This is a genomic window from Enterobacter cloacae complex sp. ESBL7, assembly GCF_041679625.1.
GTDB classification, from domain to species: Bacteria; Pseudomonadota; Gammaproteobacteria; order Enterobacterales; family Enterobacteriaceae; genus Enterobacter; species Enterobacter asburiae_B.
Genome location: NZ_JBGORN010000011.1, coordinates 86,808 through 107,442, shown reverse-complemented (window position 1 = coordinate 107,442; position 20,635 = coordinate 86,808). Strand labels below are relative to the sequence as shown.

Below are 20,635 nucleotides of genomic sequence, written 5' to 3'. Positions count from 1 at the left end.
TCAATCTTACATTTTGCGGAGTCGACCATGTTAAACCAGCTGCAAAGCCTGACTGAGCGCGTTAGAGGAAATAACAAACTGGTGGATCGCTGGCTACATGTACGCAAGCATCTACTCGTGGCTTATTACAATCTGGTCGGTATTAAGCCTGGCAAAGAATCGTTTATGCGACTGAACGAAAAAGCGCTGGATGATTTTTGTCAGGGCCTGGTCGACTATCTGTCCGACGGCCATTTCAATATTTATGAACGCATTATCCGCGAAATGGAAGGGACAACGCCGTATTTAGCGGCCAGCAAGCTCTATCCGCTGCTGGAAGCCAACACCCAGCAGATCATGGATTACTATGATTCCGCGCTCGAGAACGCTATCGACCACGATAACTATCTTGAGTTCCAGCAGGCGCTATCAGACCTCGGTGAAGCGCTGGAAGAGCGATTCACGCTGGAAGATAAGCTGATCGCCCTCGTGCTGGATAATGATTTGAACATCAGTAACGAAGAGAACGTCGCGCGCCCTGCTTGAGTTCTTCACCGTTAACGAGTAATTTACAACCATTCGCCCCTCTCACGAGGGGGATTTTTCTTGTCGGAGTGCCCAGCGCCTGAAAGCGCGGGCTGAGACCGTTAATTCGGGATCCGCGGAACCTGATCAGGCTAATACCTGCGAAGGGAACAAGAGTCACACTGCTGTTGTATCGCCTGAGGGCGATCCTCTCTTGCTTCATCCGTCGTCTGACAAGCCATGTCCTTCACTTTTGGAATGAGCTATGTCTACTGCAAAACTGACCCGCCGCGAACAGCGCGCACATGCCCAACACTTCATCGACACGCTGGAAGGCAGCGCTTTCCCGAACTCGAAGCGCATCTACATTTCCGGCTCGCAGACCGATATCCGCGTCCCAATGCGCGAAATCCAGCTTAGCCCGACGCTTATCGGCGGCAGCAAAGATAACCCGCAGTATGAAGACAACGAAGCCGTGCCGGTATATGACACCTCCGGTCCGTACGGCGATCCTGATGTTGCCATCAACGTCCAGCAGGGTCTGGCTAAGCTGCGCCAGCCGTGGATTGACGCGCGTAGCGACTGCGAAGAGCTGAGCGTCCTGAGTTCTGCGTACACCAAAGAGCGCCTGGCCGACGACGGCCTGGACGAGCTGCGCTTTACCGGCCTGCTGACGCCAAAACGCGCTAAAGCGGGCAAATGCGTGACCCAGCTGCACTACGCGCGCCGGGGCATCGTCACGCCGGAGATGGAGTTCATCGCCATCCGCGAAAACATGGGTCGCGAGCGCATCCGTAGCGAAGTGCTGCGCTATCAGCATCCGGGTGAAGGCTTTGGCGCTCGCCTGCCGGAGAACATCACGCCGGAATTTGTGCGTGACGAAGTGGCCGCAGGCCGCGCGATTATCCCTGCCAATATCAACCATCCGGAATCCGAGCCGATGATTATCGGCCGCAACTTCCTGGTGAAGGTCAACGCTAACATCGGTAACTCGGCCGTCACCTCCTCCATCGAAGAAGAGGTGGAGAAGCTGGTCTGGTCCACGCGCTGGGGCGCGGACACGGTAATGGATCTCTCCACTGGCCGCTATATTCACGAAACCCGCGAATGGATCCTGCGTAACAGCCCGGTACCGATTGGCACCGTCCCGATTTATCAGGCGCTGGAAAAGGTCAACGGCATTGCCGAAGACCTCACCTGGGAAGCGTTCCGCGACACGCTGCTGGAGCAGGCCGAACAGGGCGTGGACTATTTCACCATTCACGCGGGCGTGCTGCTGCGCTACGTGCCGATGACGGCGAAGCGCCTGACCGGCATCGTCTCGCGCGGCGGTTCCATCATGGCGAAGTGGTGCCTGTCCCATCATCAGGAAAACTTCCTCTACGAACACTTCCGCGAAATTTGCGAAATCTGCGCCGCGTACGATGTCTCTCTGTCGCTGGGCGACGGCCTGCGTCCGGGCTCTATTCGCGACGCGAACGACGAAGCGCAGTTTGCCGAGCTGCACACGCTGGGCGAACTGACCAAAATCGCCTGGGAGTATGACGTGCAGGTGATGATTGAAGGCCCGGGCCACGTGCCGATGCAGATGATCCGCCGCAACATGACCGAGGAGCTGGAGCACTGCCACGAAGCGCCGTTCTACACCCTGGGGCCGTTGACCACAGATATTGCGCCGGGCTATGACCACTTCACGTCGGGCATTGGGGCGGCGATGATCGGCTGGTTCGGCTGCGCCATGCTCTGCTACGTCACGCCAAAAGAGCACCTCGGCCTGCCAAACAAAGAGGATGTGAAGCAGGGGCTGATCACCTACAAAATTGCCGCCCACGCCGCGGATCTGGCCAAAGGCCATCCGGGCGCGCAAATCCGCGATAACGCCATGTCGAAGGCACGCTTTGAATTCCGCTGGGAAGACCAGTTCAACCTGGCGCTGGACCCGTTCACCGCCCGCGCCTACCACGACGAGACCCTGCCGCAGGAATCAGGCAAAGTCGCGCACTTCTGCTCTATGTGCGGGCCCAAATTCTGCTCGATGAAAATCAGCCAGGAGGTGCGCGACTACGCCGCCGCGCAGACCATTGAAGTGGGCATGGCGGACATGTCTGAAACCTTCCGCGCCAAAGGCGGCGAAATCTACCTCAAAAAAGAGGAGGCGTAATGTATAAGCCCGATTTCCCGCCCGTTCCCTACCGTTTAGGGCTCTATCCGGTGGTGGACAGCGTGGAGTGGATAGAGCGCCTGCTGGAGACAGGCGTTCGAACGATCCAGCTGCGCATCAAGGATAAACGCGATGACGAGGTGGAAGCCGATGTGGTTGCCGCCATCGCGCTTGGGCGTCGGCATAACGCCCGCCTGTTTATCAACGACTACTGGCGGCTGGCCGTTAAGCACCAGGCGTACGGCGTGCATCTGGGTCAGGAGGATCTGGAAACAACGGACCTGAGCGCTATCCGCGAAGCCGGGTTGCGTCTTGGCGTTTCCACACACGATGACATGGAGATCGACGTGGCCCTGGCGGCCCGTCCCTCTTACATCGCGCTGGGTCACGTCTTCCCGACGCAAACCAAGCAGATGCCCTCCGCACCGCAGGGGCTGACGCAGCTGGCGAGTCACGTTAAACGCCTTGCCGATTACCCCACCGTTGCCATCGGCGGAATCAGTCTTGAACGCGCCCCGGCGGTGCTGGAGACCGGCGTCGGCAGTATCGCCGTCGTCAGCGCCATCACCCAGGCCGCAGACTGGCGTCTCGCCACCGAACAGCTGTTACAGCTGGCAGGAGCGGGTGATGAACGATCGTGATTTTATGCGCTATAGCCGTCAGATCCTGCTGGAAGATATCGCCATCGACGGACAGCAAAAGCTGCTCGCCAGCCGGGTGCTGATTGTCGGTCTGGGCGGGCTAGGCGCGCCCGCCGCGCTTTATCTGGCAGGCGCAGGTATCGGTACGCTGGTGCTGGCCGACGACGACGAGGTTCACCTCAGCAACCTGCAGCGACAAATTCTCTTTACCACCGAGGATATCAACCAGCCGAAAGCGCAAATCACCCGGCAGCGCCTGAACCAGCTCAACCCGGATATCGCGCTGATCGCCCTGCAGGAACGGCTCAGCGGTGACAACCTCAGCCGTGAGGTCGCCCTTGCCGATGTGGTGCTGGACTGCACGGACAACATGGCGACGCGCCAGGCGATTAACGCCGCCTGCGTGGCAAGTAATACGCCGCTTATCACCGCCAGCGCGGTGGGTTTCGGCGGGCAGATGATGGTCCTGACCCCGCCGTGGTCGCAGGGCTGCTATCGCTGCCTGTGGCCGGACGATGCCGAGCCGGCGCGCAACTGCCGTACGGCGGGCATTCTGGGTCCGGTGGTCGGCGTAATGGGCACAATGCAGGCGCTGGAGGCCATCAAGCTGCTCAGCGGCATGGAGACGGAACGCAATACGCTGCGGCTGTTTGATGCCCGCTCCAGCGGCTGGCGTCATCTGGCGTTACACCGCGCCAGCCGCTGCCCGGTATGCGGAGGCCGCGATGCGCATTCTGTTTAACGATGAGCCGATGAAATGCGACGACGGGCTCACCGTTGCGGTACTGCTCGACAAGCTGCGCCAGCTCAAGCCGGGAACGGCGCTGGCGCTCAATCAACAGATCCTGCCGCGCGAGCAGTGGGAACATCAGCAGGTCAATGACGGCGACCAGATCCTGCTGTTTCAGGTTATCGCAGGGGGCTGAGATGTTACGTATTGCCGATAAAGTCTTTGATTCACATCTGTTTACCGGAACCGGAAAATTCGCCTCGCCGCAGCTGATGGTGGATGCCATTCGCGAAAGCGGCAGCCAGCTGGTGACGCTGGCGCTCAAGCGTGTGGATCTGCGCCATCACAGCGATGCCATTCTGGCGCCTTTACTGGAGGCTGGCGTCACGCTGCTGCCCAACACCTCCGGTGCCAAAACGGCCGAAGAGGCGATTTTCGCCGCGCAGCTGGCCCGCGAGGCGCTCGGCACCCGCTGGCTGAAGCTGGAAATTCATCCTGACGCCCGCTGGCTGCTGCCCGACCCCATCGAAACGCTGAAAGCGGCTGAAAAGCTGGTGCAACAAGGGTTTATCGTCCTGCCTTACTGCGGCGCCGATCCTGTTCTGTGCAAACGGCTGGAAGAGGTCGGCTGCGCCGCCGTCATGCCGCTGGGCGCCCCCATTGGCTCCAACCAGGGGCTGGAAACCCGTGCGATGCTGGAAATCATTATTGAGCAGGCTACCGTACCGGTGGTGGTTGATGCGGGCATCGGCGTGCCCAGCCATGCCGCGCAGGCGCTGGAGATGGGCGCCGACGCGGTGCTGGTCAACACGGCCATCGCGGTTGCCGACGATCCGGTCATGATGGCGCGTGCGTTCCGCATGGCCGTAGAGGCTGGCCTGCTGGCAAGGGAGTCCGGCCCCGGCTCGCGCAGTTTCCAGGCACAGGCCACCAGCCCGCTGACCGGTTTTCTGGAGGCGATCTCATGAGCACGTTTACCGAGCGCTGGCGGCAGCTTAGCTGGGACGACATTGCCCTGCGCATCAACAGCAAAACGGCGGCTGACGTGGAGCGCGCGCTGCATGCCCGCCATCTGACCCGCGAGGATCTGATGGCCCTGCTCTCCCCGGCGGCCAGCGCGTACCTCGAACCGATGGCCCAGCGAGCACAGCGGCTCACCCGCCAGCGTTTTGGCAACACGGTGAGCTTCTACGTGCCGCTCTATCTCTCAAACCTGTGCGCCAATGACTGCACCTACTGCGGTTTTTCCATGAGCAACCGCATCAAGCGTAAAACGCTCGATGAAGGTGAGATTGCCCTTGAGTGCGCGGCTATTCGTGAAATGGGCTTTGAACATCTTCTGCTGGTCACGGGCGAACATCAGGGAAAGGTGGGAATGGACTATTTCCGTCAGCACCTTCCCGCCATTCGTCGTCAGTTTGCGTCGCTGCAGATGGAAGTACAGCCCCTGGCGCAGGAGGAGTACGCGGAGCTCAAAACCCTCGGGCTGGACGGGGTCATGGTCTACCAGGAAACCTATCACGAGGTGACGTACGCCCGGCATCACCTGAAGGGCAAGAAACAGGATTTCTTTTTCCGCCTGGAAACGCCGGACAGGCTGGGTCGCGCGGGGATCGACAAAATCGGTCTGGGCGCGCTGATCGGGCTCTCTGACAGCTGGCGGGTAGATTGTTACATGGTGGCGGAACATTTGCTGTGGCTTCAGCAGCACTACTGGAAGAGCCGTTATTCCATCTCCTTCCCGCGCCTGAGGCCTTGCGCGGGCGGGATTGAACCGGCTTCGCTGATGGATGAACGCCAGCTGGTGCAGGCCATCTGTGCGTTTCGCCTGCTCGCCCCGGAAGTGGAGTTATCGCTCTCAACGCGTGAATCCCCGGCGTTTCGCGATCGCGTTATCCCGCTTGCGATTAACAACGTCAGCGCGTTTTCCAAAACGCAGCCTGGCGGCTACGCCGACGATCGTCCGGAGCTGGAGCAATTTGTGCCTCATGACGGACGACGTCCGGAAGCGGTCGCCGCAGCCCTGACGGCGCAGGGTCTCCAGCCTGTCTGGAAAGACTGGGACAGCTGGCTGGGAAGAGTCTCGCAATGACGCTGAAACGCACTGCAACGCCATAAAAAATTGTCGAGGCGCTACGAAAAGGCAAAACCGGGTGGTTGTCAGCGATCGTCCGGTTTTTTATTGTCACACGGTCAGCAACGGATGCTGACCAGGGCGAAAAGCTTCTTCCTCGTTTCGCCCTGCCTCTGGTTCATTGCGCACAAGGCCGTCAGCAGGTTGAATAAGTATTTTCTTAATGGTTCTTAAGATAAATCATCCCGCCAGAAATCGTGTGCCGTATAATTCACCGCTAACCGCAGGACAGCGACTATGCTGAGAGGATATCGGCAGACGAAAAGTATTCACCATCAGGAACGATGTACAGCTCATGGCACTTCACAGCAAAAAGCTCTCTTTTACCCGGCCAATCATGCTCAGCTTCGCGGGGATCCTCTGCAGTTTTGCGGTGATCGCGATCGCGGTGACGCTTTCGCAACGAAAGGATTTTCTTGAGGATTATCATAAGATAAACAGCAATTTCACGCACAACCTGGCGGTGAACTATACCGAATCTATCCTGCGTGAAAACGACTATATCCTGGGCCGTTCCGCGATGTACTTTGCCCGCGACGACAGGCTAAACGAGACGCTCAACGTTAACCCGACGCAGGGGCTGCAGATGATGATGCATTTGCAGAACCTGATGCCGACCGTGTCCTCCATCTCGCTGGCGGATACGCAGGGGCATTATCTCCGCGCGCCGGAAGTGCTCCCCACGGAGAAGAGTAAAACCTTCGATCCCCGGACGCGGCCGTGGTTTATCGCGCAGGCCGAAGCCAGTATCTTCAGCCACTATACTCGCCCGTACATGGACTACTTCACCGGCCATCCGACGGTCACACTTTATAAACCCTTGATTTCACCCGAAGGAAGACTGAAGGGAACGATCGCGTTTCATCTCGATTTGACGTCAATGGGCTTCACCCTGCGTCAGATGGTGGCGCCCGTTCAGGGGGAATTCTTCGTCGTTGAACGCGACGGCACCGTTGTGCTTCACCCAGATACGGGCGCGCTCTTCAAACAGTACGTGAGCGAAGCGCTGATGGACAAAATGACCAGCGGCGAAGGCCACCTTTACGATAAGAAAAGCAACGCCTGGTACTACTACTACTCGTTTACCAATCCGGACTGGTTTGTCATCTACCGGGTCTCTGGCGAGACGCTCACCGATATCACCCGCCACGAAACGACGATTGTTGGCTGGGGGTTTGCGCTGGCGGCAATCATCATCATCCTCTTCGGCTTATACCTCCGTCACGCCTCGCGTACCGTGCTGATGCACATTATCAATGCCATTAAAACCGGCGACGTCAGCGAGGCGCCGCGCCTGGAAGCGATGCTGAGCCACACTATCCAGTCCAATAAAGAGCGTGAGATGGCCTATGTGCGCCAGGCGACTCACGATGCGCTGACGGGCTGTAAAAACCGCCGCGCGTTCGATAGCGATATCGCGGAGCTGCTGAATGCTCAGCAGCCTTTCGCGCTGGCGCTGGTGGACATCGATAACTTCAAGTCGATTAACGACACGCTGGGCCACCTGACCGGTGATATCGTTCTGCGCAACGTGGCCCGCGAAGGGATCCAGATTATGCAGCCACATCACGTCTCGATTTACCGGTACGGTGGAGAAGAGTTCGCGGTAATCTTCCAGGCTGAGCAGATGACGTCTGCGCTCTCATTGCTGGAAGCCTGGCGTACCGCAGTTGAAAAACGCGTCTGGCGAGAAGAAAACCTGCGGGTTACGTTCAGCGGCGGTCTTGGGGAGTGGCATTTTGAACCGCTGGAGCAATTTGTCGGAAGCGTTGATAGCGCCCTCTACAGCGCCAAACAGCAGGGCAAAAACCGCATCAATCGAACGTCCATCAGCTAATCCTCCCACTTTCACCCTGCCCGTTTCCACGGGCCGGGTACCCGACAATGTAAAATTGTAACCGGTTTCAGAAAATCGCCGGTTTCTTTGTGATGCCTGACACACAATCGCGGTAAACCGGTTGTTGAAGCGCTCTGCACGGGATAATTATCAATAAACACATGTAGATCGAGGCTGATTATGAAGAACATCGTTTTATGCTGTGCAGCGGGAATGTCAACCAGCATGCTGGTTCAACGTATGAAAGACGCCGCGCAGAAAAAAGGGGTTGAAGTCACCATTAAAGCCGTTCCGGTTGCGGAGTTTAAAGACAACATCGCGACGGCCGACATCGTATTGCTGGGGCCACAGGTTAAATACGAGCAGGCCAAGCTACAGGCGCAGGCCGAGCCGCTGGGTAAAAAGGTCGCGGTGATCGACATGATGGATTACGGCATGATGAAAGGCGATGCCGTCCTGGAAAAAGCGCTCAAACTTCTGGAGTCATAATGGAAGACTTAGAAACTACGATAATGGAACTGCTGGTCAACGCAGGCGCGGCGCGCAGTGCGGCCCTGACGGCGCTACAGATGGCGCGTAAAGGTGAGTTTGACGAAGCAGAAAAAGCGATGGAAGAGTCGCGCGAATATGTGAAGCATGCGCACACGATCCAGACGCAGCTTATCGGTCTTGACGAAGGGACCGGGAAGCTTCCGGTAAACCTGATTACCGTCCACTCTCAGGATCACCTGATGAACGCGATGGTCATTCAGGATCTGGCGGGCGATATGATTGAGCTTTATCGTCGGATCCCGTTGGTAAACTGATAACCTACGGATGTAAAAAAACCCGCCGAGGCGGGTTTTTTATTGTCGGGTGGCGCTGCGCTTACCCGACCTACGAGGCACATGCCCGGTAATGTTCATCACCGGGCATCAACGATTACTCGTTGTCGGAACCGCCCAGACCTGCGTTCAGCAGTTCTGCCAGGCTCGCGGATGCATCTTCAGCAGTCACCTGCGGTGCAGCTGGCAGTTCGCCCGCAGCACGACGACGCATACGATCCTGATGGTACGCATAACCGGTACCAGCTGGGATCAGACGCCCCACGATGACGTTCTCTTTCAGACCGCGCAGTTCATCACGTTTACCTGCAACAGCGGCTTCGGTCAGGACACGAGTCGTTTCCTGGAACGATGCTGCAGAGATGAAGGACTCGGTTGCCAGAGACGCTTTGGTGATACCCAGCAGATCGCGCGAGAAGGTCGCACCGATTTTGCCGTTCGCTTCCAGTTCGCGGTTAGCGATCTTGACGCGTGAGTATTCAACCTGCTCGCCTTCCAGGAACTCGGAGCTGCCTGCGTTTTCGATGGTTGCTTTACGCAGCATCTGACGAACGATAACTTCGATGTGCTTATCGTTAATCTTAACGCCCTGCAGACGGTAAACGTCTTGTACTTCGTTGGTGATGTAACGCGTTACCGCGTGGACGCCACGAAGACGCAGAATGTCGTGCGGAGCTTCTGGACCATCGGAAACCACGTCACCACGTTCTACACGTTCACCTTCGAACACGTTGAGCTGACGCCACTTAGGAATCATCTCTTCGTACGGTTCGCTGCCATCTACTGGAGTGATAACCAGACGGCGTTTCCCTTTGGTCTCTTTACCGAAGGAGATGATACCGCTGATTTCAGCCAGGATTGCAGGCTCTTTCGGACGACGTGCTTCGAACAGGTCCGCAACGCGTGGCAGACCACCGGTGATATCCTTGGTACCGCTGGATTCCTGTGGAATACGCGCCAGAGCGTCACCCGCACCGATCTGAATGCCATCTTCCAGCTGAACGATCGCTTTACCTGGCAGGAAGTACTGCGCAGGCATGTCGGTACCCGGGATCAGAACGTCGTTACCCTGAGCATCAACGATTTTCAGTGCAGGACGCAGATCTTTACCACCGGTAGTACGTTCAGCAGAATCCAGAACCACCAGAGAAGACAGACCGGTCAGCTCGTCAGTCTGACGAGTAATGGTCTGGCCGTCGATCATGTCAGTGAAGCGGATGAAACCACTTACTTCGGTGATAACCGGCATGGTGTGTGGATCCCAGTTTGCAACGGTTTCACCGCCGGCAACCTGCTCGCCATCACCTTTCGCCATAACCGCACCGTAAGGCACTTTATAGCTCTCTTTGGTACGACCGAATTCGTCGATCAGCTTCAGCTCGGTGTTACGAGAGGTCACAACCAGCTTGCCAGCGGAGTTAACAACAGACTTCGCGTTGCTGAGCTTGATGCTACCTTTGTTTTTCACCTGGATGCTGGATTCAGCAGCCGCACGAGATGCCGCACCACCGATGTGGAACGTACGCATCGTCAGCTGTGTACCCGGCTCACCGATGGACTGTGCCGCGATAACGCCGATTGCTTCACCTTTGTTGATGATGTGGCCACGCGCCAGGTCACGACCGTAGCAGTGCGCACATACACCAAAGTCGGTGTCACAGGATACAACGGAACGTACTTTCACGGAGTCAACAGAGTTCGCTTCCAGCAGATCACACCAGTGCTCGTGCAGCAGCGTGTTGCGTGGAACCAGAATGTCTGCAGTACCCGGCTTCAGAATGTCTTCCGCGGTTACACGACCCAGAACGCGATCGCGCAGTGGCTCTTTAACATCACCACCCTCGATAACCGGGGTCATGGTGATACCTTCGAGGGTGCCACAATCGTCTTCGGTCACAACCAGATCCTGCGCAACGTCAACCAGACGACGCGTCAGATAACCGGAGTTCGCAGTTTTCAGTGCGGTATCCGCCAGACCCTTACGAGCACCGTGGGTGGAGATGAAGTACTGGAGTACGTTCAGACCTTCACGGAAGTTCGCGGTGATTGGCGTTTCGATGATGGAGCCATCTGGCTTCGCCATCAGACCACGCATACCTGCCAGCTGACGAATCTGTGCTGCGGAACCACGCGCACCGGAGTCGGCCATCATGTAGATGCTGTTGAAGGAAACCTGCTGCTCTTCTACGCCGTCACGGTTAATCACGGTTTCGGTCTGCAGGTTATCCATCATCGCTTTGGATACACGATCGTTCGCCGCTGCCCAGATATCGATAACTTTGTTATAGCGTTCGCCCGCGGTAACCAGACCAGACTGGAACTGCTCCTGGATCTCAGCAACTTCGGCTTCCGCTTCAGAGATGATCTCGTGTTTCTTCTCTGGGATGACCATGTCATCGATACCAACAGATGCACCTGAACGCGCTGCATAAGCAAAGCCGGTATACATTGTCTGGTCAGCGAAGATAACGGTCGGCTTCAGACCCAGAATGCGGTAACAGGTGTTCAGCATTTTGGAGATCGCTTTCTTGCCCAGCGCCTGGTTGACGATGGAGAAAGGCAGACCTTTCGGTACGATCATCCACAGAATGGCACGGCCAACGGTCGTGTCTTTCAGGCTGGTTTTCGCAACGAATTCGCCGTTTTCATCTTTTTCATATTCGGTGATACGCACTTTAACGCGCGCATGCAGAGAGGCCAGGCCAGCGCGATAAATACGCTCAGCTTCTTTCGGGCCAGTCAGCACCATGCCTTCGCCTTTGGCGTTAACACAGTCACGGGTCATGTAGTACAGACCCAATACAACGTCCTGAGAAGGAACGATGATAGGTTCACCGTTCGCTGGGGACAGGATGTTGTTGGTAGACATCATCAGCGCACGCGCTTCGAGCTGGGCTTCCAGCGTCAGCGGTACGTGAACAGCCATCTGGTCACCATCGAAGTCGGCGTTATACGCCGCACAAACCAGCGGGTGCAGCTGGATAGCTTTACCTTCGATCAGGACTGGCTCAAATGCCTGGATACCCAAACGGTGCAGAGTTGGTGCACGGTTCAGCAGTACCGGGTGTTCGCGGATAACTTCGTCCAGGATATCCCAAACGACAGCTTCTTCACGCTCAACCATTTTCTTAGCGGCTTTGATGGTGGTGGCCAGGCCACGCAGTTCCAGCTTGCCGTAGATGAACGGTTTGAACAGCTCCAGTGCCATTTTCTTCGGCAGACCGCACTGATGCAGACGCAGGTATGGACCTACGGTGATTACAGAACGACCGGAGTAGTCAACACGCTTACCGAGCAGGTTCTGACGGAAACGACCCTGTTTACCTTTGATCATGTCGGCCAAAGATTTCAGAGGACGTTTGTTAGAACCGGTGATCGCACGACCGCGACGGCCGTTATCCAGCAGGGCGTCAACCGCTTCCTGCAGCATACGTTTTTCGTTGCGTACGATGATGTCCGGCGCAGCCAGATCCAGCAGACGTTTCAGACGGTTGTTACGGTTGATAACGCGACGATACAGATCGTTCAGATCGGACGTTGCGAAACGACCACCATCCAGCGGAACCAGTGGACGCAGATCTGGCGGCAGAACCGGCAGAACGGTCAGGATCATCCACTCTGGTTTGTTACCAGACTGAACGAACGCTTCCAGCAGTTTGATACGCTTGGTCAGCTTTTTACGTTTGGTTTCGGAGTTGGTTTCGTTCAGCTCTTCACGCAGCTGCTCGCACTCTTGCTCCAGATCCATGCTCTTCAGCAGGGCCTGAATAGCTTCCGCACCCATCTTCGCGTCGAATTCGTCACCGAACTCTTCCAGCGCGTCCAGATACTGCTCTTCAGTCAGGATCTGATGACGTTCCAGGTTCGTCATCCCGCCTTCGATAACCACATAAGATTCGAAGTACAGAACGCGTTCGATATCGCGCAGCGGCATATCCAGCAGCAGACCGATACGGGACGGCAGAGATTTCAGGAACCAGATATGAGCGGTCGGAGACGCCAGCTCGATGTGGCCCATGCGCTCACGACGCACTTTGGTCTGGGTCACTTCAACGCCGCACTTCTCACAGATCACACCACGGTGTTTCAGGCGCTTGTACTTACCGCACAGGCACTCGTAATCTTTTACTGGCCCGAAAATACGCGCACAGAAAAGGCCGTCACGCTCAGGTTTGAACGTACGGTAGTTGATGGTTTCCGGCTTTTTAACTTCACCGAATGACCATGAACGGATCATGTCTGGCGAAGCCAGAGCAATTTTGATCGCATCAAACTCTTCGGTTTTAGTCTGCGCTTTCAGAAACTTTAATAAATCTTTCACGGATTTGCTCCCGTCGGAGTTAGCACAATCTGGTGCCGGGGGTTAACCCGGCACCAGTGACCTGTTTGAGCGAGAATTACTCGTCTTCCAGTTCGATGTTGATACCCAGCGAACGAATCTCTTTCAACAGTACGTTGAAGGATTCTGGCATGCCCGGCTCCATCTGATGGTTGCCGTCCACGATGTTTTTATACATCTTGGTACGACCGTTCACGTCATCAGACTTAACGGTGAGCATTTCCTGCAGGGTGTATGCCGCGCCGTATGCTTCCAGCGCCCACACTTCCATCTCCCCGAAGCGCTGACCACCGAACTGCGCCTTACCACCCAGCGGCTGCTGAGTAACCAGGCTGTAAGAACCGGTAGAACGAGCGTGCATCTTGTCGTCGACCAGGTGGTTCAGTTTCAGCATGTACATGTAACCTACGGTTACCGGACGCTCGAACTGTTCACCGGTACGGCCGTCAAACAGCGTAATCTGACCAGACGTTGGCAGACCACCCAGTTGCAGCAGCTCTTTAATTTCAGCTTCTTTCGCACCATCGAAGACCGGCGTTGCGATTGGCATACCTTTTTTCAGGTTCTCAGCCAGACGCAGCACTTCTTCATCGCTGAAGGTATTCAGGTCGACTTTCTGACGCACGTCGGTACCCAGATCGTAGGCACGCTGGATGAATTCACGCAGTTTCGCGACTTCTTCCTGCTGCTTCAGCATGGCGTTAATCTTGTCGCCAATACCTTTCGCAGCCATACCCAGGTGAGTTTCCAGGATCTGACCGATGTTCATACGAGACGGTACGCCCAGCGGGTTCAGTACGATATCTACCGGCGTACCGTTAGCATCGTGCGGCATATCTTCGATCGGGTTGATCTTAGAGATAACACCCTTGTTACCGTGACGACCTGCCATCTTATCACCAGGCTGGATCTGACGTTTAACGGCCAGATACACCTTAACAATCTTCAGCACGCCTGGTGCCAGATCGTCGCCCTGAGTGATTTTGCGGCGTTTCGCTTCGAGTTTTTTCTCGAACTCGTGTTTCAGTTCGTCATACTGCTCAGCCAGCTGTTCCAGCTGATTTTGTTTCTCTTCGTCGGTCAGGCCCAGTTCCAGCCAGCGATCGCGTGGCAGTTTGTCGAGCTTCTCAGCTTCAACGCCACCGGCAACCAGCACAGCATAGATACGGCTGAACAGACCCGCTTCGAGGATCTGCAGTTCTTCAGACAGGTCTTTCTTAGCCTGTTTGAGCTGCATCTCTTCGATTTCCAGCGCACGCTTATCTTTCTCAACGCCGTCACGGGTGAAGACCTGAACGTCGATAACCGTACCGGAAACACCGTTTGGTACGCGCAGAGAAGAGTCTTTAACGTCAGACGCTTTCTCACCGAAGATTGCACGCAGCAGTTTCTCTTCTGGCGTCAGCTGGGTTTCACCTTTCGGCGTAACCTTACCAACCAGAATGTCGCCGCCGGTCACTTCCGCACCGATGTAAACGATACCGGATTCATCCAGTTTGGAGAGCGCAGCTTCACCCACGTTAGGGATGTCAGCGGTGATCTCTTCTGGCCCCAGCTTGGTGTCACGAGACACACATGCCAGTTCCTGAATGTGGATGGTGGTGAAACGATCTTCCTGAACCACACGCTCGGAGACGAGGATGGAGTCTTCGAAGTTGTAACCGTTCCACGGCATGAACGCTACGCGCATGTTCTGACCGAGCGCCAGTTCACCGAGGTCGGTGGACGGACCGTCTGCCAGCACGTCGCCGCGCTCAACTGGCTCACCCAGAGATACGCAAGGCATCTGGTTGATACAGGTGTTCTGGTTAGAACGGGTGTATTTGGTCAGGTTATAAATGTCGATACCAGCTTCGCCCGGATACATCTCGTCTTCGTTAACTTTGATAACGATACGGGATGCATCGACGTACTGAACAGTACCGCCACGTTTAGCAACTGCAGTAACACCGGAGTCAACGGCAACAGCACGTTCCATACCGGTACCAACCAGCGGCTTATCAGCGCGCAGAGTTGGAACGGCCTGACGTTGCATGTTCGCACCCATCAATGCACGGTTGGCGTCATCGTGTTCCAGGAACGGGATCAGGGACGCACCGACGGATACCACCTGCTGGGTGGATACGTCCATGTAGTCAACCTGGTCGCGGCTGAACAAGCTGGATTCGCCTTTGCTACGGCAGGTAACCAGATCTTCTACAAAGTGGCCTTCGTCATCCAGGTTGGAGTTCGCCTGAGCGATAACGTAGTTGCCTTCTTCGATAGCAGACAGGTAGTGAATTTCGTCGGTTACAACACCGTCGGTCACTTTACGGTACGGGGTCTCGAGGAAACCGTATTCGTTAGTCTGTGCGTACACGGACAGGGAGTTGATCAGACCGATGTTTGGACCTTCAGGCGTTTCGATTGGACATACGCGACCGTAGTGCGTCGGGTGTACGTCTCGAACTTCAAAGCCTGCGCGTTCACGGGTCAGACCGCCTGGGCCGAGTGCAGAGATACGACGTTTGTGCGTAATCTCAGACAGCGGGTTGTTCTGGTCCATGAACTGAGACAGCTGGCTTGAACCGAAGAACTCTTTCACTGCTGCAGAAATCGGTTTGGCGTTGATCATATCCTGAGGCATCAGGGTATCCAGATCGCCCAGAGACAGACGCTCTTTCACCGCACGCTCTACACGTACCAGGCCAACGCGGAATTGGTTTTCCGCCATTTCGCCTACGGAACGGATACGACGGTTGCCGAGGTGGTCGATATCGTCCACTTCGCCTTTACCGTTACGGATATCGATGAGCTTCTTCATCACTTCGATGATGTCGTCTTTGCTCAGGATACCGGAACCTTCGATTTCGTCGCGCAGCAGAGAACGGTTGAACTTCATACGACCAACCGCGGACAGATCGTAGCGGTCTTCGGAGAAGAACAGGTTCTCGAACAGGCTTTCCGCCGCTTCGCGAGTTGGTGGCTCACCAGGACGCATCATGCGGTAGATTTCTACCAGCGCGCTCAGACGATCGGTGGTTGGGTCGACGCGAATAGTCTCAGAGATATACGCGCCGTGGTCCAGATCGTTGGTGAACAGCGTTTCGATACGTTTGTGGCCAGACTGGCTCAGCTTAGCCAGCAGATCCAGGCTCAGCTCCATGTTCGCTGGGCAGATCAGCTCACCCGTTGACTCGTCAACGTAATCTTTCGCGGCTACTTTTCCTGCAATGTACTCAACCGGAACTTCGATGAGTTTGATATCATCTTTTTCCAGCTGGCGGATGTGGCGCGCGGTGATACGGCGACCTTTTTCCACATACACTTTGCCGTCGGCTTCGATGTCGAACGACGCGGTCTCGCCACGCAGACGTTCCGGCACCAGCTCCATCTGCAGCTTGTTGTCGCGGATTTCAAAGATCACTTTCTCAAAGAACAGGTCCAGGATCTGTTCAGTGGTGTATTGCAGCGCACGCAGAATGATGGTTGCAGGCAGCTTACGACGACGGTCGATACGGACAAACAGGTTGTCTTTCGGATCGAACTCGAAGTCCAGCCATGAACCACGGTAAGGAATGATGCGTGCGTTATACAGTACTTTACCGGAAGAGTGTGTTTTACCTTTATCGCTGTCGAAGAAGACGCCCGGGCTACGGTGCAGCTGGGAAACGATAACACGCTCAGTACCGTTGATAACGAAAGTACCGTTGTCTGTCATGAGTGGAATTTCACCCATGTAGACTTCTTGTTCTTTAATGTCTTTTACGGTGCCTTCCGGCGCTTCGCGCTCGTAGATCACCAGACGCAGTTTTACGCGCAGCGGTGCGGAATAGGTCACGCCACGGATCTGACATTCCTGAACGTCAAACACCGGTTCGCCAAGGCGGTAGCTGACGTACTGCAGCTCGGAGTTACCGCTGTAGCTCTGAATCGGGAACACGGAGCGGAAGGCTGCTTCCAGACCGTACTGCCCTTCAGGATCTTGCTCGATAAACTTCTGGAACGAGTCAAGCTGGATAGAAAGGAGATATGGAATGTCCAGAACTTGTGGACGTTTACCAAAATCCTTACGAATACGTTTTTTCTCGGTATAGGAGTAAACCATAGGGTTCCTCAGCTCGCTGACAAGTCGACCCATCTGTCCGACGAAGGGACAGTTTGTGCAACACCATTTTGTGGACCGGAAAATTGAATACTTTCCGCAATACCTGTTGCTATCACGCTTAAATCATTTCGTCGCGATTTACACAGAGCGAGCACCCTGTCGCAATATATTAAGTCGTCGATAGAAACATGCATTGTCAGGACAATCAGCAGTCAAACAGTGTGAAATGCTACTGATGCCTTACAGCGCAAAAAGGCTGGTGACTAAAAAGTCACCAGCCATCAGCCTAATTACTCAGGCTGCAACCAGAAAAGTTGGCTTATTTAACTTCAACTTCAGCGCCAGCTTCTTCCAGAGATTTTTTCAGTGCTTCTGCGTCGTCTTTGCTCACGCCTTCTTTCAGCGCAGCTGGAGCAGATTCTACCAGGTCTTTAGCTTCTTTCAGACCCAGGCCAGTTGCGCCACGTACTGCTTTGATAACAGCAACTTTGTTAGCGCCAGCAGCTTTCAGAATTACGTCGAATTCAGTTTTTTCTTCAGCAGCTTCAGCCGGGCCCGCAGCTACAGCTACAGCAGCAGCAGCAGAAACACCGAATTTTTCTTCCATTGCAGAAATCAGTTCTACAACGTCCATTACGGACATAGCTGCAACTGCTTCAATGATTTGATCTTTAGTGATAGACATTTAAATTGTTCCTGAAAATCAGAATAAGTTTATACGTAAGCAAATGCTTTATAAAGATAACTGCGATTAAGCAGCTTCTTTCGCATCGCGAACAGCAGCCAGAGTGCGAACCAGTTTGCCAGCCGAAGCTTCTTTCATGGTTGCCATCAGGCGTGCAATTGCTTCTTCGTAGGTCGGCAGGGTTGCCAGGCGATCGATTTGCGATGCCGGGATCAACTCACCTTCAAAGGCTGCAGCTTTGACCTCAAATTTTGCATTCGCTTTCGCGAACTCTTTGAACAGACGAGCAGCAGCGCCCGGGTGTTCCATAGAGTATGCAATCAGGGTCGGACCAACAAACGTGTCTTTCAGGCACTCGAACTGAGTACCTTCAACTACGCGACGCAGCAGGGTGTTACGAACAACACGCATGTATACGCCAGCTTCACGACCTGCTTTACGCAGTTCAGTCATTTTGTCTACAGTAACGCCACGGGAATCCGCAACTACTGCAGACAGCGCGCCTTTGGCTACTTCGCTGACTTCAGCAACAATCGCTTGTTTGTCTTGAAGATTTAAAGCCATTAGCTTTGCTCCTGGATGTTTGCCGGAACTCATGTTCCGGAACTCACTTCACTCTCCCAAACGGAAAGAGCGTCTTAATACGGTGAGCAGAAACAAGCCAGAGTATCCAAAAATAATCTTAGCGTTCTGTCACCGTCTACGCAGGGGATTAAGTCTCTTGCGAAACACCTGCGGTCTTCGACGGAGGCCTGGATTAGGCCAGGCTCCAACGAACAAATCTTTTAGCCGCTAACTTTCGTTAGCAAACGTGGGGGTAAGATTGTAGACAAAATCACCGCCCACGTAAAGGCATTAGTTTGCAGCAGCGCTCAGGCCAGCCTGGTCAACTGCAACACCTGCACCCATGGTGGTGGAGATGCTAACTTTCTTGATGTACACGCCTTTCGCCTGAGTTGGCTTTGCTTTTTTCAGCGCAACCAGCAGAGCTTCCAGGTTTTCTTTCAGTTTGTCAGCGTCAAAGTCCACTTTACCGATGGTGGTGTGGATGATGCCGTTTTTGTCGTTACGATAACGAACCTGACCTGCTTTAGCGTTCTTAACCGCTTCAGCAACGTTAGGAGTTACAGTACCGACTTTCGGGTTAGGCATCAGGCCGCGTGGACCCAGAACCTGGCCCAGCTGGCCAACAACGCGCATTGCATCTGGAGAAGCAATAACAACGTCAAAGTTCATTTCGCCTTTCTTGATCTGATCAGCCAGATCTTCCATACCTACCAGTTCAGCGCCGGCAGCTTTAGCAGCTTCAGCGTTTGCACCCTGAGCAAATACAGCTACGCGAACGGAACGGCCAGTACCGTGTGGCAGTACAGTTGCGCCACGAACGTTCTGATCGGATTTACGCGCGTCGATGCCGAGGTTAACGGCAACGTCAACGCTTTCAACGAACTTAGCAGTTGCCAGTTCTTTCAGCAGAGCGATAGCTTCGTTGATGTCGTACTGTTTGGTCGCATCAACTTTGTCACGGATCACGGACATGCGCTTGGTCAGTTTAGCCATTTCTTAGTCCTCCACTACCAGGCCCATGGAACGTGCAGTACCTTCGATTGAGCGAGTCATCGCTTCAATGTCGGCACCAGTCATGTCGGCAGCTTTGGTCTGCGCGATTTCCTGCAGCTGAGCGCGGGAAATTTTACCCACTTTGTCTTTGTTCGGTTTACCGGAACCAGACTTGATACCAGCCGCTTTCTTCAGCAGAACAGCTGCTGGAGGGGTTTTGGTAACGAAAGTGAAAGAACGGTCAGCGTAAACAGTGATTACGACTGGGATTGGCAGACCTTTTTCCAGGGATTCGGTTTTGGCGTTGAACGCTTTACAGAATTCCATGATGTTCACACCCTGCTGACCCAGAGCTGGACCAACTGGTGGACTTGGGTTCGCCATACCAGCTGCAACCTGCAGCTTGACGTAGGCTTGTACTTTCTTAGCCATTGTAAAATCCTCTGATTGGGTGATAGCGCCTCAGGGAGGCTCCCCGTGAATAAAATTCGTTTTACGGGCCGGGCCCATAAAAACAAAAGGCGCGAAATTGTATTCCAATCTCGCGCCCTGTGCAACGATTAAATCGCCGCTTTTTTGATCGCTGCTTAGGCTTTTTCGACCTGCGCAAAGTCCAGTTCTACCGGGGTCGCACGACCGAAGATAGAAACAGAAACTTTCAGGCGGGACTTCTCGTAGTCCACTTCTTCAACCACACCGTTAAAGTCAGCAAACGGACCGTCGCTAACACGAACCATTTCACCCGGTTCAAACAGCGTTTTCGGACGCGGCTTATCACCCACCTGCTGCAGGCGGTTCATAATCGCATCAACTTCTTTGTCGCTGATTGGCGCCGGACGGTCAGACGTGCCGCCGATAAAGCCCATCACGCGCGGTACGCTGCGCACCAGGTGCCAGCTCGCGTCGTTCATCACCATCTGAACCAGCACGTAACCCGGGAAGAATTTACGCTCGCTTTTGCGACGTTGGCCGCCACGGATCTCAACCACTTCTTCGGTCGGAACCATAACTTCGCCAAATAACTCTTCCATGTTGTGTAATTTGATATGCTCACGCAGCGACGTTGCTACGCGGCCTTCAAAACCGGAAAACGCCTGAACGACGTACCAACGCTTTTTAGGGGCTTCAGACAT

17 protein-coding genes and 1 riboswitch are annotated in these 20,635 nt (G+C 55.0%); of the genes, 10 read left to right on the top strand and 7 right to left on the bottom strand.

The annotated features are described in order from the left end of the window. Positions 1–27: 27 nt before the first annotated feature. The 10 genes from ACERY3_RS22440 (at position 28) to ACERY3_RS22395 (ending at position 8,813) form a co-directional block, all read left to right on the top strand. Positions 28–525, top strand: coding sequence for an Rsd/AlgQ family anti-sigma factor (locus ACERY3_RS22440; protein WP_023309976.1), 498 nt, complete (start codon positions 28–30; stop codon positions 523–525). 54 nt (positions 526–579) lie between these two features. Further along, positions 580–691, top strand: a riboswitch (TPP riboswitch). Between the two features lie 78 nt (positions 692–769). Next, on the top strand, positions 770–2,665 hold the full coding sequence (thiC, locus tag ACERY3_RS22435) for a phosphomethylpyrimidine synthase ThiC (RefSeq protein WP_058841896.1): 1,896 nt from the start codon (positions 770–772) through the stop codon (positions 2,663–2,665). After that, positions 2,665–3,306 carry a thiamine phosphate synthase gene (gene thiE / locus ACERY3_RS22430; RefSeq protein ID WP_058841895.1) on the top strand — a complete coding sequence of 214 codons (642 nt, stop codon included), beginning with the start codon at positions 2,665–2,667 and terminating at the stop codon, positions 3,304–3,306. The genes thiC and thiE overlap by 1 nt, the downstream gene beginning before the upstream one ends. Further along, positions 3,293–4,048 carry a thiazole biosynthesis adenylyltransferase ThiF gene (gene thiF, locus ACERY3_RS22425; RefSeq protein WP_039262359.1) on the top strand — a complete coding sequence of 252 codons (756 nt, stop codon included), beginning with the start codon at positions 3,293–3,295 and terminating at the stop codon, positions 4,046–4,048. Before thiE ends, thiF begins: the two co-directional genes overlap by 14 nt. Further along, on the top strand, positions 4,032–4,232 hold the full coding sequence (gene thiS, locus ACERY3_RS22420) for a sulfur carrier protein ThiS (protein WP_039262358.1): 201 nt from the start codon (positions 4,032–4,034) through the stop codon (positions 4,230–4,232). The genes thiF and thiS overlap by 17 nt, the downstream gene beginning before the upstream one ends. A 1-nt stretch (position 4,233) precedes the next feature. Continuing rightward, positions 4,234–5,004 carry a thiazole synthase gene (thiG, locus tag ACERY3_RS22415; RefSeq protein ID WP_047059535.1) on the top strand — a complete coding sequence of 257 codons (771 nt, stop codon included), beginning with the start codon at positions 4,234–4,236 and terminating at the stop codon, positions 5,002–5,004. After that, positions 5,001–6,128: a 2-iminoacetate synthase ThiH gene (thiH, locus tag ACERY3_RS22410; protein ID WP_373226553.1), complete on the top strand. Its 1,128-nt coding sequence runs from the start codon at positions 5,001–5,003 to the stop codon at positions 6,126–6,128. Before thiG ends, thiH begins: the two co-directional genes overlap by 4 nt. 337 nt (positions 6,129–6,465) lie before the next feature. Next, a complete protein-coding gene (locus ACERY3_RS22405; RefSeq protein WP_373226551.1) occupies positions 6,466–8,007 on the top strand; it encodes a diguanylate cyclase in 1,542 nt (513 codons plus the stop codon). Positions 8,008–8,187: 180 nt separating this feature from the next. Next, complete coding sequence (locus tag ACERY3_RS22400; protein ID WP_023334100.1) at positions 8,188–8,496, top strand: PTS sugar transporter subunit IIB; 309 nt, start codon at positions 8,188–8,190, stop codon at positions 8,494–8,496. Continuing rightward, on the top strand, positions 8,496–8,813 hold the full coding sequence (locus ACERY3_RS22395; RefSeq protein ID WP_008503455.1) for a PTS lactose/cellobiose transporter subunit IIA: 318 nt from the start codon (positions 8,496–8,498) through the stop codon (positions 8,811–8,813). The genes ACERY3_RS22400 and ACERY3_RS22395 overlap by 1 nt, the downstream gene beginning before the upstream one ends. Before the next feature lie 115 nt (positions 8,814–8,928). On the opposite strand, the gene rpoC is transcribed toward ACERY3_RS22395, so the two are convergent. From rpoC to nusG, 7 genes are all read right to left on the bottom strand, one after another. Beyond that, a complete protein-coding gene (gene rpoC, locus ACERY3_RS22390) occupies positions 8,929–13,152 on the bottom strand; it encodes a DNA-directed RNA polymerase subunit beta' (RefSeq protein ID WP_023309968.1) in 4,224 nt (1,407 codons plus the stop codon). Positions 13,153–13,228: 76 nt separating this feature from the next. Further along, entirely contained in the window at positions 13,229–17,257 is a 4,029-nt protein-coding gene (gene rpoB / locus ACERY3_RS22385; protein WP_023334099.1) for a DNA-directed RNA polymerase subunit beta, read from the bottom strand. A gap of 319 nt (positions 17,258–17,576) precedes the next feature. After that, entirely contained in the window at positions 17,577–17,942 is a 366-nt protein-coding gene (gene rplL, locus ACERY3_RS22380; protein ID WP_006176746.1) for a 50S ribosomal protein L7/L12, read from the bottom strand. Between the two features lie 66 nt (positions 17,943–18,008). Continuing rightward, positions 18,009–18,506, bottom strand: coding sequence for a 50S ribosomal protein L10 (gene rplJ, locus ACERY3_RS22375; protein WP_001207203.1), 498 nt, complete (start codon positions 18,504–18,506; stop codon positions 18,009–18,011). A 291-nt stretch (positions 18,507–18,797) separates the two neighbouring features. Then, positions 18,798–19,502 carry a 50S ribosomal protein L1 gene (gene rplA / locus ACERY3_RS22370; protein ID WP_006810530.1) on the bottom strand — a complete coding sequence of 235 codons (705 nt, stop codon included), beginning with the start codon at positions 19,500–19,502 and terminating at the stop codon, positions 18,798–18,800. Positions 19,503–19,505: 3 nt separating this feature from the next. Then, entirely contained in the window at positions 19,506–19,934 is a 429-nt protein-coding gene (gene rplK, locus ACERY3_RS22365) for a 50S ribosomal protein L11 (RefSeq protein WP_008503452.1), read from the bottom strand. A gap of 155 nt (positions 19,935–20,089) precedes the next feature. Then, a complete protein-coding gene (nusG, locus tag ACERY3_RS22360; protein WP_002438628.1) occupies positions 20,090–20,635 on the bottom strand; it encodes a transcription termination/antitermination protein NusG in 546 nt (181 codons plus the stop codon).